Genomic DNA, 16403 nt, shown 5'->3' with positions numbered 1-16403 from the left:
CTACGGCTGAAGTTGTTCGTAGTAGCGGACGAGCCCCTCGTTGAGCACGCAGCGGTGGGGTGCGCCCGGGTCGGCGCGCCACAGGAAAAAAGCGCGGACGTTGTCGCCGCAGATCTGGCTATCCACATATTGACCGAGAACCTGCCCCAGCTTCTGGTCCACCTGCCGGGGCCAGATAATATCTGATCGGTCAAAATCCTGTTTGGCCTGCGCCGCCGAGGCGGACCAAGTGGCTCCTTGGCCGGACCAGGAATGACTGGGCATCACCTGGAAATCGTTGAGCGGGCCGCCTCGCTGGCTGCCATGGGCCAGATAGCGCAGTAAGATTCGTTCAAATCCGTCCGAGTTTTGGGCGATCAGAGTCACCGTCGGCAGGTCATGGGCACTGTGGGTCGCTTGCACCAAACGCCGTAAATCGGCCATGCTCTGGCGGACCGGCTGTCGCTTTTCCACAAAGGCGGCGGGGTATGGATGACCCGGCGCAAAGGGGTCGGCCAGACGAACCGCTTGCTTATCGGCCTGCGTGAGTGTGACACCCAAGGCCGCCAGCACGAGCAGGGCGGTCGCCAACCCGAAACCGCGCCCAGTAACCTTTGGAGCCACGCGGGTATACAGCCCCTCGATCAACACCAGTACTCCCGCCAAAGACAGCGCATCGAACGCCAACCCCATATAGCGTTCGAGGGAGATCAGCGTTTCCCGTTCATAACTTTGGAAGCAACTGGCATAGGTCCAGAGCAAGAGGCCTGTATAAACCACCAGATAACTTCCGGCAGCAAGAGCCAGCAGGCGATAGGGGCGAATCAGCGCCGCCAGCACCAGTCCGGCCAGCCCCAAAAGACTCCAGGCCGATTGCGCCCGCAATGTGAGGAGTGACATGAGTCGCTGAAAGAACGGGTCGGATACGGTTGTCAGGGTCTCCCACTGGCCGCCGGTGAGCACCGCAATGGGATCGGCAATGCAAAAGGTGGCGGGTGCGGGATTGCCGAACAGTTTCCAGGTGACGTAGACGACGGCGAAGGGCAGCAGCAGCAAAAGGGCCAAAGGCAGAATCCTGGCCCGACCGCTCCGCCACCATAAAAACGGCAGCAGCAACAGTGAGACGATGCCGGCGATTTTGAGAAAATAACCGGCTCCCAGCAGGAGCCCGGCGCAAAGAAGTATTTCCCGATGTGAATCATCGGACGCGGAAAACCGCGCCAAAAGCAAAAACAATGATGAAATCAGCAACAGTTGCGGCGGCTCGATCAGCAGATTATCGGGCAGCCAGCCAAGCGGCCAGAGCAGCAGCAGACCGCTGACGCTTCCCCAGGCGATGACGGTCCGCTGGAAGTCGCCTTGCCCCCGCAACAGGTCCCAGGCAAAACCGAGGAAACAAAGCACCCCTGCCGTCCCGGCGGCCAGGGACCGCACTTCGATAAATTCATCATGGAAAAGCTGGGGATACACCATCGCCAGATACCAGCCCTGGGTATAGCCGGGATTGGCCAATTCCATATCGGCGCGCCAGACCTCATCGGCGATGAACATTTGCCGGGTCAGACTCAGCCAGTTGCTGAGTTCATCCCATTCCAGAGGGATATAGCCCTGCGGTCCCCACAGGGCGACAAAGACCAGCAGCAGAGCGCCGAAACTCAGCAGCGGATGCAGCAGCAGATCCGGCGAAAAATGTTTGTGCCGTTGCCGCCAGCCTTCCATGACGAGGCCGCCCATTGCCAGCCCCAATAATACCCAGGCGGCAATGTGCAGTGGCAGTCCGACAATCCGCGCCAGCACGAACAGCAGAAAAGGGAATATCGCCCAACCGAGAAAGGCCCTCGACCCCAGGCCGCGCAATGGTAACCACAGACCAATCCCCGCCGAGGTCAACAAGACGAGGGCGAGGGAAAGGGTCATCTCGTCACTCTCCGGTCAGGCCGTCAAGATCAGCCGCCGGTGCCGCCGACGGTCAGGCCGTTGATGCGCAGGGTCGGCTGGCCAACCCCCACCGGCACCCCCTGGCCTTCCTTGCCGCAGGTGCCCACCCCCGGGTCCAGGGACATGTCATTGCCGATCATCGCCACCCGGGTCAGCACATCCGGCCCGTTGCCGATCAGGGTCGCCTCCTTGACCGGCGCGCCGATCTTGCCATCTTCGATGCGGTAGGCCTCGGTGCAGGAAAAGACGAACTTGCCGGACGTGATGTCCACCTGTCCGCCCCCAAAATTGACCGCATAAATTCCATTCTTGACCGATTGGATTATTTCCTGAGGATCGTGCTTTCCGGCCAACATGTAGGTATTGGTCATACGCGGCAGCGGGGCATGACTATAAGACTGGCGACGTCCGTTGCCGGTCGCCTCGACCCCCATCAGGCGGGCATTCAGGCGATCCTGCATGAAGCCCTTGAGGATGCCGTCCTCGATCAGCACGGTGTTGTGGCTCGGCGTGCCCTCGTCGTCGATGGTCACCGAGCCCCGGCGGTCTGCAATGGTCCCGTCATCGACCACCGTCACACCCGGCGCGGCGATGCGCTGGCCGAGCAGTCCGGCGAAGGCAGAAGTTTTCTTGCGATTGAAATCCCCTTCCAGACCGTGCCCGATGGCCTCATGGAGCAAAATACCGGGCCAGCCGGGACCGAGCACCACATCCATTTCCCCCGACGGGGCAGGGATGCTTTGCAGGCTCACCAGGGCTTGGCGCAGGGCTTCGTCGGTGGCCCTCTGCCAGCTTTCCGGGGTCATATAGGCGGCATAGCCGGTGCGCCCGCCGGTGCCATGGGAGCCGGTTTCCATGCGCCCGTCCTGTTCCACCACCACCGACACATTGAGCCGCACCAAAGGGCGGATATCGGCGGCCCGGGAGCCGTCGCCGCGCAGGATCTGCACCGCCTGCCAACTGCCGGCCAGCGAGGCCATAACCTGTTTCACCCGGGGATCGCGGCCCCGCGCATAGGCGTCGATCTCGGCCAACAGCTTGATCTTGGTCTCGAACGGCACCATGCCCAACGGATTCTCATCGGTGTAGAGACCGAGATTGGTGTCGGCGGGCGGCGCGGCGAGAAGCCCGCCCCGACCGTTGCGTACTGCGGCCACGGTTTCCCCGGCCCGACGAATGGCCGCCTCGCTCAGATCCGAAGCATGGGCATATCCGGTGGCCTCCCCGGACAGGGCGCGCAGACCGAACCCCTGCGCGGTGTCGAAGGTGGCCGCTTTCAGTTGGCCGTCGTCATAGGAGAAACTTTCCGATTGGCGGTATTCGAGGAACAGTTCCCCGTCATCGGCCTGATGCAGGCTGCGGGCGACCAGATCGCCGACCCGCCGCCGATCCATGCCGGTGCGAGTGAAGAAAAGGTCGTCGGTGGTGGCGAGCGCGTTCATGGGACCTCCTGGGCTGCTTGTCATATAGGCATATCGAGGCGCGCTGTCATCCTCGGAGTACCTGACGCTCGGGAGGAAAATGCAGCGTGACCTGGGTGCCCTCGTCCTCGCGACTGTCTATATGGAGCCATCCGCCATGCAATTCGATCATCGACTTGGTAATCGCCAGCCCCAGGCCGGTGCCTTCGTGGGAGCGCACCCAGGCCCGTTCCACCTGTTGAAAGGGTTGGGTGACCTGATCCACATGTTCCGGTGGAATCCCAATGCCATTGTCGGCCACCCACAGGGACAGGCTTCCGTTGTCCCATGCCCGGGCACCGACGGTGATATGGCCCCGCTCGCCGGTGAATTTGATGGCGTTGGACAACAGGTTCAGCAACATGCTGCGCAAGCCGCCGGGATCGGCCCGCAACAGGGGAAAGTCCTCCGCAATGAGAAGCTCCCAGGTCTTGTGCTGATCCTCCATCCGTCGTCCGATGAGATGCAGGGCCGCCTCGGCCTGTTGTCGAAGGTCCAGCACCTCTTCTTGCAGTTCCGTGCGCCGGGCCTCGATGCGCGACAGGTCGAGCACCTGATTGATCAGTTCCAACAGATGTTGGCCGCTGGCCTGAATATCATGGACATATTCGCGATATTTGGCGGATTTCAGGTCCCCATAGATCCCCATGCGCATCATTTCCGACAGCCCGATAATGGCATTCAGCGGGGTACGCAATTCGTGGCTCATGTTGGCCAGGAATTCCGATTTGCTGCGATTGGCCGATTCCGCCTCGTCGCGGGCCGAAATCAGGCCGCTTTCGATGGTCTTGAAATTGGTGATATCCTGAACCAGACCGAGCAGGCTTTCGGGCTTTCCGTTGGTGTCACGGATCAAGGTGGCGCGGGAACGCAGCCAGCGGATCGTCCCCGGCTTCCGAACCACCCGATATTCAATGTCGTATTCGGCGTCGCCGCGAACGGCCGCCGCCATGGCCTGTTCGGCCCGTTCCCGGTCGGCATCGAGAATACGCGCGAGCAACTGGTTCGGACCAGCGGGCTCCTGTTCGGAGAACCCGAGTATGCGATGGGTTTCCGGCGAAAAAACCATATTCTGCTTTCGAATATCATAGCGCCAGCTGCCCATGTCGCCGAGCGAAGTGGCCTGTCGCATCAAGGCGGCGGATTCCAACTGCTCCTGCAAGGCCCGTTCCCGCTCGGCCAGCCAGCGGGAAAACAGCCACAGCAACGCAGCGGTCAGAACCGTCAACAGACCGCCGATCAGACGATATTGCCAGGACAGCGGAAAAGCGTCTCCCGCAGGCGTGGTTGCCGCCACCGCCAATTGCCAGGACCCCACCGGCAGGGGAATGTCGAGCAGGATATCGGGATGCTCGAACAGCGCCGGATCGCCGTAAAATACCGCCCCTTGCGGACCAAGCGAGTCGGCCCCGCGCAGGGCAATCCGGATATCCCGGGGCGGCTGGGACAGACCGGTTTCCTGCAACAGCCCCTCGTAGGACATGACCGTCGAGACCAGCCCCCAAAAATGTTTGCTGCCGTCGGGCAGGGTGAGAAACACCGGCATCCGGCCGATGATCGCCCGTCCGCCCTGGAGCAGATTCAGGGGACCGGCCAGAACCATGTTTTTGGCTTCCTTGGCCCGCAGCGCGGCATCTTTTTGCGCGGCATTTTTGGTGTAGTCCAGGCCGATGGCCGCCTCGTTGCCCGCGACCGGATACATCAGACGCAGCACCAGATCCGGCGCTCCCCCCAGATTCCGGATAATTTTGGAACGGTCGATCAATTCACGTCCCAGACGGGCAAAGTCCGTTTGGGTGAGTTCGGGATTGGAGGCGATGATGGCCGCCATTCCATGCACCAACGCGATGTTGGTTTCCAGGACCTGCTTGATCCGGCCGCTGAGAATGGCGGCGGATTTCAGGGTCGAGACCTTTTGTTCGCTTTGCAGGGCCTCGCGCTGATTGCGGTCCAGCAGGTGCCCCACCGACAGGAACGCCGACCCCAGCGCCAGGGCCAAAATCCCGACGGCATAGGTCCGCCATCCATGTCTTCGGGTCATGGCTTTATTCCCAACTGCCGTCGTTTTCGATGTTCAGCACCCGACCGCAATGTTTGCAGTGAACCGCGTCCGGGTCGTGGCGGGTGAGACCGCAATCGGGGCATTTATAGGTCACCCGTTGCGGTCGGAAGATGGTCTGCACCAATCGCAGGAACAATCCGACGCCAACCACCATGATCAGCACCGCCAGCAGGCGTCCGCTGCTGCCTTCCAGGGTGATGTCGCCGAAGCCGGTGGTGGTCAGGGTGGTGACGGTGAAATACAGGGCATCAATGTAATTGTTGATTTGCGGGTTGCTGTGGACCTGCAACACATAGACCAGGGCGGTGACGAAAAAAATGAACACGAACAGGTTCAAGGCGCTCTGGATGGTCTCCTCATGCTGTTTGAAGAACCCGAAAGCGTCGCGCAACTCGCGCAGCACATGATAGCTGCGCAGCAGGCGCAACATGCGGACCACCCTCAGGAAGGCCATGTTTTCCAGAAATACCGGGGCCATCAACGAGAATATGACCAGCAGATCGGCGAGGATCAAGGGGCGGAAAAAGTGCCTCCAGGGCCGGTTGGCGATCCACATTTGGGCCACATAATCCAGGAGCAGGACCGCGCCAATGGCATAGTCGGCGACAATCACCCAGCGCTCGTGAGAGACCATGGAAGACAGAATGAAAAAGGTGACCGTCAGCACATCGAAGGCCAGCAGGCCGTAGCGGAACCGGCGTCCCTTGGGGGAGGCTCCGTGATACAGTTCAATCAGTTGGCTGCGGATGTTCATGATGGTTTGGGAGTGTAGCCGATCCTGATCATCTTGCCAGACTCCTTTGCGCGTGGCATATGGTCGCTCGATCAGGAGGCCCGCATGAAAAACACCGACCCCCGAAACTGGCGCATGGCAACCCGCGCGGTGCGTGGCGGCACCCGGCGCAGCGAGATGGACGAGACCTCGGAATCCCTGTTTCTGACCTCGGGCTATGTCTATGATTCGGCGGAACAGGCCGAGGCGGCGTTCAAGGGTGAAAACACCCATCTGGTCTATTCCCGGTTCGGCAACCCCACAGTGACCATGTTCGAGGACCGGGTGGCGCTGCTGGAAGACGCCCGCATCTGTAAAGCGACCGCCACCGGCATGGCCGCCGCGACGGCTTCCCTTTTGCCTTGCGTGAAGGCCGGGGACCGGGTGGTCGGGGCGCGGGCGCTGTTCGGCTCCTGCCTCTATCTGTTGACCGATCTGCTGCCCCGCTACGGCATCGAGACCGAGATCGTCGATGGCACCGATCTGGAACAATGGCAAAAGGCACTGTCCCGACCGACTCAGGCGGTGCTGGTGGAATCGCCGTCCAATCCGGGGGTGCAGATCGTCGATATCCAGGCCGTGGCTGATTTGACCCATGCCGCAGGGGGGCGATTGGTGGTCGATAACGCCTTCGCCACACCGGTCCTGCAACGGCCCTTCGAGATGGGGGCCGACATCGTCTTTCATTCCTCGACCAAATATATGGATGGTCAGGGGCGGACCTTGGGCGGCTGCGTGCTGACCAACGACGAGGATTTTTTTACCACCCAGCTTCTGCCCTTCCTGCGCAATACCGGCCCGGCGCTCAGTCCGTTCAATGCCTGGGTGCAGTTGAAGGGGTTGGAGCATTTGGAATTGCGCATGGCCCGCCACAGCGACAATGCCTTGGCCCTGGCGCAGGCCCTCGAAGGCCATCCGAAAGTGGCGCGGGTGCTCTATCCGGGGCTGCCCAGTCACCCGCAGCATGCCCTGGCCATGGCCCAGATGCGCAGCGGCGGCGGCATGTTGGCGGTTGAATTGAAGGGCGGAAAAGACGCCGCCTTCCGACTGCTCAATCATCTGAGCCTGATAGATATTTCCAACAATCTGGGCGACGCCAAGAGTCTGGCCACCCATCCGGCGACCACCACCCACCAGCGGCTCAGTGACGCGGAACGGCAGGCGGTGGGAATCACCGGCGGCCTGCTGCGTCTGTCGGTCGGTCTGGAAGACGTACAAGATATCTTGTCAGACTTGGAACAGGCGCTGGATCGGGTTTAAACTCAATCCCCTAGAGCACGAGTCGCTGCACAAAAAAGGGGAAGTCATGTCCAATCTGGCGCTGGCCCATGGTCTGGGCTTCGAGGATCTTTACGACTTAAACGGTCTGAACAAGATCGACGCGCATTTTTTGCAGGACCTGGAGGCGGTTGATCAGGACCTGCACGGTCGTCTTGTCAACGCCCGCCAATCCCCTGAAGCGTTGGAAAAGGCCGATGAGTCCCAGTTGATCCTGGACCTCGCGCCGCATCTGGAAAACTTCGTCGCCGTGCTGTTCCACATGGACGAAGCTCTGGGTGAGCTGATCGATGTTCAAACCGGGCTGGAGTTCTTTTTCAAATCCAAGCGCAATTTCGTCCAACGGCTGGCCGCCAAGGCCTTCAAGCCGGAAGAGGCGGAAACCTTCGATGGTCCGGCCCTGTGGCAGCAGGTGGTGGCCCATGCGGGCAGGCCGCTCAATCAGGCCTCCTTCGCCCGCGCGGTGAATGCCTGGGAGGCCGATCCGGAAACCCATGTGGCGGGTCTCGATGCCGCCAAGCGTTACGCCGCCTGGGCCATTCATACCGCCGCCGGACAGGCCCATCATCATGACGATGTGCTGTTTCACAAGGTGGTGCATGTGGATCACGACCATCTGGTCGAAGGGGAGACACTATCGCTCGAAGGGGCTCCGGCACTGTGTCTCGATCCCTCGGTGCGCCGCCATCGGGACGGCTTTCATCTGACCGATTCCGGGGCGAGCCTGCTGGAAGTGCTCGACCAGACCCATTACTGCGTCATCTGCCACGAGCGGGGCCGCGATGCCTGCTCCCATGGCCTGCGCGACCGCAAGACCGGCGAGATCGAGAAAAATCCGCTCGGCGTGGAACTCTGGGGCTGTCCGCTGGACGAGAAAATTTCCGAGATGCATCTGTTGATGAATCGCGGTCATCCGCTGGCCGCCGTCGCCACGGCGATGGTCGACAATCCGCTGATGGCCGGGACCGGGCACCGCATCTGCAATGACTGCATGAAGTCCTGTATCTTCCAGAAACAGGAGCCGGTAAACATCCCGCAGGTGGAGACCCGCGCCCTCAAGAACCTTTTGAGTCTGCCCTATGGGTTCGAGATCTATTCCCTGCTCAGCCGCTGGAATCCGCTCAATGTTCGCCGTCCCCTGCCGAAGCCGGACAAGGGATACAAGGTGCTGGTGGTCGGGCTGGGTCCGGCGGGCTACAGTCTGGCTCACCACCTGATCAACGAAGGTCATTCGGTGGTCGCCGTGGATGGATTGAAAATCGAACCCCTGCCGCCGGAATTGTCGGGCCATGACGACGCCGGACAGCGGGTGCCCTTCCATCCGGTAGAGGATTACCACGAACTGTGGGAAGACTTGGATAACCGCGCCATGGCCGGGTTTGGCGGGGTAGCCGAATACGGTATCACCGTGCGTTGGGACAAGAACTTCCTCAAGGTCTTGCGGCTGCTTCTGGAGCGCCGCGACCGTTTTGCCATGTATGGCGGGGTGCGTTTTGGTTCGACCATCACCGACGCCGACGCTTTCGCTTTGGGGTTCGATCATATCGCCCTGTGCGCCGGGGCAGGCAAGCCGACGGTGCTCGATATTCCGAATAATCTGGCCCGTGGGGTGCGCCAGGCCTCCGACTTCCTGATGGCCCTGCAACTGACCGGCGCGGCGAAAATGGACACGGTGGCCAACCTGCAACTTCGGCTGCCGGTGGTGGTCATCGGCGGCGGCCTGACCGCCATCGACACGGCCACCGAATCCCTGGCCTATTATGTGCGGCAGGTGGAAAAATTCCTGCATCGCTATGAGGTGTTGCTGGCCGAACATGGGGAGGCCGAGACCGCCGCCCTATGGCAAGGCGAGGAAGCCGACATCGCCCAGGAATTTCTGACTCACGGCCGCGCCCTGCGTCAGGAACGGATGCAGGCCAAGGCCGAGGGCCGGACTCCCGATTTTGCGCCGCTGCTCGATGCCTGGGGCGGCGCGACCATCGCCTATCGCCGCCGCATGGTCGATTCCCCGGCCTATCGTCTCAATCACGAAGAGATCAACAAGGCACTGGAAGAGGGCATTCGCTTCGCCGAACTGCTCGGCCCGCTGGCGGTGGAGGTGGACGATTTCGGCCATTGCTCGGGTCTGCGCCTGAGCCGCATGGAAATGATCGACGGACGACCCAAGGCGACAACGGAGGAAGTCACACTGCCCGCCCGTGCCGTGCTCATCGCCGCCGGGACCCAGCCCAACACCACCCTGGCCCGCGAGCATCCGGGCTTTGCCACCATGGACGGCAAATATTATCAGGCCCTGGACGAAGACGGCGCGCCGGTGTCGCCGGAATGGACACCAAAACCAGAAAACCCAGCCGTCCTGATGCGCAACGAAGCCGACGGTCGGGCGGTGAGCTTTTTCGGCGATCAGCATCCCACCTGGGCCGGCAATGTGGTCAAGGCCATGGCCAGTGCCAAACAGGGCTATCCGGTGATCGACCGGGTGCTGGCCCGCCGCGCCCCGACCGCCCGGGAACCCTGGGAGGCCCTGGTTGACCGGCTCAATGACGAACTATTGGCCCGGGTGCATGAGGTCAAGCGGCTGACCCCCAACATCATCGAGGTGATTCTGCGTGCTCCCGGCGCGGCGCGGCGCTTTAAGCCGGGGCAGTTCTTCCGGCTGCAAAACTACGAGGCCCATGCCATCGCCACCCCGGATACCCGGCTGGCCATGGAGGGCGTCGCCCTGACCGGGGCCTGGGTGGATGTGGACCAGGGACTGGTATCGGTGATCGTGCTGGAAATGGGCGGCTCGTCCAATCTGTGCATTCATCTCAAGCCCGGCGAACCGGTGGTGCTGATGGGACCGACCGGATCGCCGACCGAAACCCCGGGTGGCGAAACGGTGCTGCTGTGCGGTGGCGGCCTGGGCAATGCGGTGCTGTTCTCGGTCGGTCAGGCGATGCGGGCGGCGGGTTCGAAGGTGCTCTATTTCGCCGGATACAAGGGGGTCCATGACCGCTACCACATCGAAAACATCGAGAAAGCCGCCGATGTGATTGTCTGGACCTGCGACGAAGCGCCGGGATTCGAGCCCGGACGTCCGCAAGACAAAAACTTCGTCGGCAACATCGTGCAGGCCATGGTCGCTTATGGGGATGGCTCCTTAGGCGACATTCCGATTCCCTTGAGCAGCGTGGATCGCATCATCGCCATCGGCTCGGACCGCATGATGAACGCGGTGGGTCAAGCGCGGCACGGGGTCTTAAAGCCGTTCCTCAAGGATGACCATGTGGCCTTCGGCTCCATCAACTCGCCCATGCAATGCATGATGAAGGAGATCTGCGCCCAGTGCCTGCAAGCCCACCAGGACCCGGAAACCGGCCAACGTTCGGTGGTGTTTTCCTGCTTCAATCAGGATCAGGACCTGGATCGGGTGGACTTCGAATGCCTGCACCAGCGGCTGATGCAGAACGGAGTCGCCGAGAAACTCACCCGCGCCTGGATCGCCCGCACGCTGGAGGAAGCGGGGGCGGGAGCGGGCGTTTGACATCGCCGGGATTCTGCCTATACTGCCGCCCCTCATTCCCGGGAACGTGGGGTGCGCGCTTGGTCGTGCGTCTCCGCCTCGAAAGTCGAGGACTACCGGGACACAAAAACGATAGAGAGATCTAAACAATGACCAAACGCATTACCGCCAAATACAAGATCAACCGCCGCCTCGGCGAAAATCTCTGGGGCCGCCCGAAAAGCCCGATCAACAAGCGCGAATACGCCCCCGGTCAGCACGGCCAGCGGCGCCGCAAGCCGTCCGACTTCGGCACCCAGTTGATGGCCAAGCAGAAGCTCAAGGGCTACTACGGCAACATCACCGAGAAGCAGTTCCGCAAGTATTACCAGGAGGCCACCCGCCGCAAGGGTGATACCTCCGAGAACCTGATCGGCCTGCTTGAACAGCGCCTGGATGCCGTGGTCTATCGCATGAAATTCGTGCCCACCGTGTTCTCGGCCCGGCAGTTCGTCGGCCACGGCCATATCATGGTCAACGGCCAGAAGGTGACCATTCCTTCCTATCGAGTGCGCGAAGGCGACGTGATCGAGGTCAAGGCCAAGTCCCGCGAGATCCCGATGGCCATGGAAGCCGTGGTCAGCACGGAACGCGACATCCCCGAATACATGGATGTGGACCTCAAGGCCATGAAAGGCACCTTTGTCCGTGTGCCCGCCCTGGCCGACGTGCCCTATCCGGTGCAGATGGAACCCAATCTGGTGATCGAATTCTATTCGCGCTGACCCTGTCGCCGAATATCATTCAAGACAAGCCGCTCGGAGAAATCCGGGCGGTTTTTTATGGGTGCTCTTTCGCCCGACCCTCTGCCGCCTTGATTTCGTCGATTTCCACGTCGGTCAGCCGCACCATGGCCTCGGCTTTGCGGACATCCATTTCCTTGGAGCCGAACACCGCCTGGGCCATGTCGATCAGGTTCCAGATCAGGCTGCGGGTATAGCTCACGTCATTCATCAAGGAGGTGGCCATGGCGGGCGTGATGCGGCGTTCCCGAATCAGGCGGTCGAGGGTGCCGTCGGCAACGGCACTGCCCTCCTCGATGGCCAGCTTGTAGTGATCGAGAGCCAGGACGTGCCGGTCTTCCACCGGCTGCTCGCGGAGGTCATGCAGGTCCCGCAAGAGTTGGACGATCAGCCGACGCAGGGTGTCGTATTGGCGCCGCATGTGGACGTTGTCGATGGCGATGTAGGTTTGCAGGTTTGAACTCAGATGCTTGACATCCTTGACCGCCTTGACGATGGCATGACAGGCGTTGCGCAGGGCGTAAAGCGAGGCCGCATTGTCCTGCGGCAGCTTTGTCTGGGCACGGCTGATGAAGTCGAGAATGGCCCCGTAGAGGGACTTCACGTCCGTCGCATACAGATCCTCCAGATCGAACGTGATCGGCTCGCGGTGGGTGTCCAGCAAATGATCCAGCGGCTGCTTTCCGGTCACCTCCTCCGGTTCCAGACTCAGTCCCAAAGCCAGGATCGGTAGGCTGTTGTCATAAAGATGCAGGGTCTCCCGGCGCACCGATTCCAACAGGGTCTCGGGAAAATCGAACGCGGCATCCTGGAGATACAGCGGCTCCATGACCCTTTTCCAGGGTCGGGGAATGAGCCGTTCAAGAAGATTCACCATGCGGTCTATGAGCGGCGTCATGACGATCACCCCGACCAGATTGAAAATGGTGTGGAACACCGCCAGCTTGAGGGCGTAATCGTCCTCGGGAATACCGAATGTCACGGCCACATGATCGACCGCCCAGATAAACGGGCCGATGAAGATGATGGCGATTGCGCCAGTGGTCATATTGAACATCAAATGCGCCCCGGCCAACCGCTTGCCCTGATAATTGGAACTCATGGCCCCGATGATGGCGGTGATGGTGGTGCCGATGTTGGCCCCGATGGCCAGCGCCAGGGCGTTTTCGTAGGTGATTTGACCGGCCGACAGCCCGGTCAGGATCAGCACCAGGGTGGCATGACTGGACTGCATGACCACGGTGGCGAAAATGCCGATGCCGCAGAACGCCAACAATCCGCCCAGACCCGGCATGGCATAGGCGGCCAGATCAATGTTTGATTTAAAGGCCTCGAAACCCTCCTTCATATGGTGAATGCCGAGAAACAGCAGCCCCAACCCGGCAAGAATGTAGCCGACCCCCTTCATGCCCTTTGATTTCTGGAAAATCAAAATCACCCCGAATACCAGCATGGGCATGGCATAGGCGGCGATGTTCACCTTCAACCCGAAACCGGCCACCAGCCAAGCCCCGGTGGTCGTCCCGATATTGGCCCCGAAAATGATCCCGATCCCCGCCGGGAGCAGGATCAGGCCGGAGCCAAGAAAGGAAATGGTGATCACCGAAACCAGGGAGCTGGATTGCAAAACCGTGGTCGCCAGCATGCCGAAGCCGATGCTCTTCCACAGCCTGTCGGTGGTGAGCTTGAGCAGTTTTTCCAGAGCGCCGCCGGTGAAGGAATGAAAGCCCTGTTCCAGAAACAGCATGCCAAACAGAAACAGCGCCACCCCGGCGGCAATTTCCTTGAAGTCCGGGCTGATCCAGAAGCCCCAGGCCAGAATCAGCAGTATGACCAGCAAAAGAAGGCGCTTCAGCATGGCGAGAATCCTCTCAGGATTTCCTTGCTCCAAGGCCATCCCTCTGAATCAAAAGCATAACATCCCTCACGACCGACGCCTATGAGAGACATTTCAGGGCCAGGGATTTTCCGGGCTTGTGCGATGCGATATTGCGTTGCACAATCGGACTTCCGCCATTGAGAACGACCCCAGGGAGGCCCCGATGACCAAACCCGCCCGTAAATTCCTCGAACCCCTGGCTATTGGCGCGCCGACGCCCTATCGGGAGCTGCCGGTGGCGTTGGAACGGATGATCCATTTCTTTCCGCCCCATGTGGAGAAGATGCGGGCCAAGGTGCCGGACATGGCCAAGCAGGTGGATGTGATTCTGGGCAACCTGGAAGACGCCATTCCCGCCGAGGCCAAGGAAGCGGCGCGGGCCGGGTTCATCGAGGTGGCGCGGACCGCCGAGTTGGGCGATACCAAGCTGTGGACCCGGGTCAACTGCCTCAATTCACCGTGGTTCCTGGATGACATGCTCGACGTGGTGGGGGCGGTCGGCGAGCGGCTGGACGTGGTGATGCTGCCGAAAGTGGAAGGCCCCTGGGACATCCATTACCTGGATCAACTGTTGGCCCAACTGGAGGCACGGCACCGAATTTCGCGACCGATCATGATCCATGCCATCCTGGAAACCGCCTTGGGGGTGGAAAACATCGGGGCCATCGCGGCAGCCAGTCCGCGCATGCATGGCATGAGCCTCGGCCCGGCCGATCTGGCGGCGTCGCGCGGCATGAAGACGACCCGGGTCGGCGGCGGCCATCCGTTCTACGGGGTGATGGAAGACCCGCGCGCCGATCAGGGGCCGCGCGCCTTTTATCAACAGGATCTTTGGCATTACACGGTGGCCAAGATGGTCGATGCCTGTCAGGCCAATGGCATCAAGGCGTTCTATGGGCCGTTCGGGGATTTCTCTGATAACGAGGCCTGCGAGGCGCAGTTCCGCAATGCCTTCCTGCTCGGCTGTGCCGGGGCCTGGAGCCTGCATCCCAAGCAGATCGACATCGCCAAGAAGGTGTTCAGTCCCGACCCGGACGAAGTGATTTTCGCCCTCAAGATCCTCGACGCCATGCCCGACGGCACCGGCGCGGTGATGATCGACGGCAAGATGCAGGACGATGCCACCTGGAAACAGGCCAAGGTGATCGCCGATCTGGCCCGTCAGGTCGCCGCCAAGGACCCGGAAATGGCCAAGGTCTACGGGCTGTAGGGAATTATTTCTCGACCGGCTGGTAGCCGTTGCTGCGCAGACAGCGTTCGAGCAGTTCGGTCCGGCGCTTCGAGCTGTCGTAAGCGGCCATCTGACTGGCGTAGGTGCCAGCGGAGGTGACGCCCGCGCCGCCGTAATCGCTGCGGGCGACGTCCTTTTCCACCTGTTGCGCTGCCCAGCGACGGCAGGTGGACATGTCCGTTGACCATTGGGACGGCGGACGCTCCGCATGTTCCCAGCGTACCGTCGGGGCACAGGCCGAGGCAATCAGGCAGATCAGCAGCAGGGAACGCCTCATGGCAGGGGCTCGTCAATGGTCACCGTGATGCGGCCCAGACCTTCGATTTCTGCCGTCACCACATCGCCCGGCACCAGCAACCCGACTCCGGCAGGGGTGCCGGTGAACAACAAATCTCCGGCGTACAGCCGGTCTTGGGCCGCCAGATGGTCGAGTGCCTCGGAGACCGACCAAATCATCTGGCTGAGGTCCCCTTGCTGACGCAGTTCACCATTGACCGACAAAGCAATACGACCCCGCTCAAGCACAGGCGCACCATTGAGAGGATGGATGGGACCCAAGGGGGCGGCGGCAGTGAATGATTTGGCGCTGTCCCAGGGGCGACCCTTGGCCTTGGCCTGGGCCTGCAAGTCGCGGCGGGTCAGGTCGATGCCGATGGCCTGCCCGAACGGCTTGCCGTCCGGCCCCAGCGCCACCACCAGTTCCACTTCATGTTCCAACCGCTGGGTGGCCTTTGGATAGGGGACACTGAAGCGCTCTGTGCCACCGATAGCCGCCTGAGCCATCTTGGCGAAAAAGAACGGCGGCTCACGGTCCGGGTCGGACCCCATTTCCCGCGCATGGTCGGCGTAATTGCGTCCGACGCACAGCATATGCCGTACCGGAAACAGTTTCGAGGTGCCGACAACCGGCATCCGCACGGTCGGAGAGGGGGGAAAAGCCGTATCCATATCCATGGCGGCTGATTTATTCTTCGGGGGTGACGCGCAGCCGCACGGATTCCCGCATGTCGGCCAAGACCAGCAGATTTTCGTCGATTTCCTTCAACAGGATGCGCGCTTCCCTTTCATCAATGATGCCGTCGTCCTCAAGGAATTCGTAAGTCTTGCGCAGCACGTCGGAAAACTCCTTGGACACCCGGGAGATATGGGCCAGCCACTCCAGCTCGGTTTTTTCCGCCGGGACATCGATGACCAGCAGTCCGGCCTGGGCCGCCAGATGTTCGGTCACCGGATGGGTGCCGGAAATCTTTTCCAACGCCTCGACAATATGAATCGGCATGGAGCGGTCGGGTTTGTGCGGATCGGCATAGTCATGCAGCACGGTCTTGCCGCGGCCGCAGACCTTTTCCGCTTCTTTCAGGCCACCCACGTCATTGATCAGTTGCTGGGTTGCCGCCGCAGCGGTGCCATATTTGCGAGGCGCGTGGGAGCCAACGGTACGCATGAAATGTCCTCTGAAATCAATTAAATGACCTGGGCATTACTATACGGCGGCGTGAGCGGTTCCACAAGTCGCA

General features: G+C 61.3%; 12 protein-coding genes. 4 read left to right on the top strand and 8 right to left on the bottom strand.

The genetic code is table 11. The features are described 5' to 3' along the window. The 4 genes from ACYQ1P_RS02415 to ACYQ1P_RS02400 are packed head-to-tail and all read right to left on the bottom strand — an operon-like array spanning position 1 to position 6193. The gene (locus ACYQ1P_RS02415) at positions 1 to 1896 is read right to left on the bottom strand and encodes a hypothetical protein (protein ID WP_460018784.1); all 1896 of its coding nucleotides are present in this window, start codon (positions 1894 to 1896) and stop codon (positions 1 to 3) included. 29 nt (positions 1897 to 1925) lie between these two features. After that, positions 1926 to 3359: a metalloprotease TldD gene (tldD, locus tag ACYQ1P_RS02410; RefSeq protein ID WP_460018783.1), complete on the bottom strand. Its 1434-nt coding sequence runs from the start codon at positions 3357 to 3359 to the stop codon at positions 1926 to 1928. A 46-nt stretch (positions 3360 to 3405) separates the two neighbouring features. Further along, entirely contained in the window at positions 3406 to 5418 is a 2013-nt protein-coding gene (locus ACYQ1P_RS02405; protein ID WP_460018782.1) for a sensor histidine kinase, read from the bottom strand. Between the two features lie 4 nt (positions 5419 to 5422). Further along, entirely contained in the window at positions 5423 to 6193 is a 771-nt protein-coding gene (locus tag ACYQ1P_RS02400) for an ion channel (RefSeq protein WP_460018781.1), read from the bottom strand. Between the two features lie 84 nt (positions 6194 to 6277). Here ACYQ1P_RS02400 and metZ point away from each other — a divergent pair, with 84 nt between their 5' ends. From metZ to rpsD, 3 genes are all read left to right on the top strand, one after another. Beyond that, positions 6278 to 7471: an O-succinylhomoserine sulfhydrylase gene (metZ, locus tag ACYQ1P_RS02395; RefSeq protein ID WP_460018780.1), complete on the top strand. Its 1194-nt coding sequence runs from the start codon at positions 6278 to 6280 to the stop codon at positions 7469 to 7471. A 46-nt stretch (positions 7472 to 7517) separates the two neighbouring features. Continuing rightward, positions 7518 to 11015, top strand: coding sequence for an FAD-dependent oxidoreductase (locus ACYQ1P_RS02390; protein WP_460018779.1), 3498 nt, complete (start codon positions 7518 to 7520; stop codon positions 11013 to 11015). Positions 11016 to 11143: 128 nt separating this feature from the next. Then, on the top strand, positions 11144 to 11758 hold the full coding sequence (rpsD, locus tag ACYQ1P_RS02385; RefSeq protein ID WP_460018778.1) for a 30S ribosomal protein S4: 615 nt from the start codon (positions 11144 to 11146) through the stop codon (positions 11756 to 11758). Between the two features lie 55 nt (positions 11759 to 11813). Here rpsD and ACYQ1P_RS02380 read toward each other — a convergent pair whose 3' ends face one another. Next, entirely contained in the window at positions 11814 to 13634 is a 1821-nt protein-coding gene (locus tag ACYQ1P_RS02380; RefSeq protein WP_460018777.1) for a Na/Pi cotransporter family protein, read from the bottom strand. Between the two features lie 184 nt (positions 13635 to 13818). Between ACYQ1P_RS02380 and ACYQ1P_RS02375 the strand changes: the two genes are divergently transcribed. After that, positions 13819 to 14865, top strand: a complete 1047-nt coding sequence (locus ACYQ1P_RS02375; protein ID WP_460018776.1) for an HpcH/HpaI aldolase/citrate lyase family protein — start codon at positions 13819 to 13821, stop codon at positions 14863 to 14865. Positions 14866 to 14869: 4 nt separating this feature from the next. On the opposite strand, the gene ACYQ1P_RS02370 is transcribed toward ACYQ1P_RS02375, so the two are convergent. The 3 genes from ACYQ1P_RS02370 to ACYQ1P_RS02360 are packed head-to-tail and all read right to left on the bottom strand — an operon-like array spanning position 14870 to position 16330. Beyond that, positions 14870 to 15163 (bottom strand): hypothetical protein, encoded by a 294-nt coding sequence (locus ACYQ1P_RS02370; RefSeq protein WP_460018775.1) that lies wholly within the window; start codon positions 15161 to 15163, stop codon positions 14870 to 14872. Continuing rightward, complete coding sequence (locus ACYQ1P_RS02365) at positions 15160 to 15840, bottom strand: fumarylacetoacetate hydrolase family protein (RefSeq protein WP_460018774.1); 681 nt, start codon at positions 15838 to 15840, stop codon at positions 15160 to 15162. The genes ACYQ1P_RS02370 and ACYQ1P_RS02365 overlap by 4 nt, the downstream gene beginning before the upstream one ends. 10 nt (positions 15841 to 15850) lie before the next feature. After that, positions 15851 to 16330 (bottom strand): phage regulatory CII family protein, encoded by a 480-nt coding sequence (locus ACYQ1P_RS02360; protein ID WP_460018773.1) that lies wholly within the window; start codon positions 16328 to 16330, stop codon positions 15851 to 15853. Positions 16331 to 16403: the final 73 nt, after the last annotated feature.

The organism is Magnetospira thiophila (assembly GCF_054657015.1).
The sequence above is the reverse complement of the archived record's forward strand: the minus strand, read 5'-3'. Positions and strand labels throughout refer to the sequence as shown.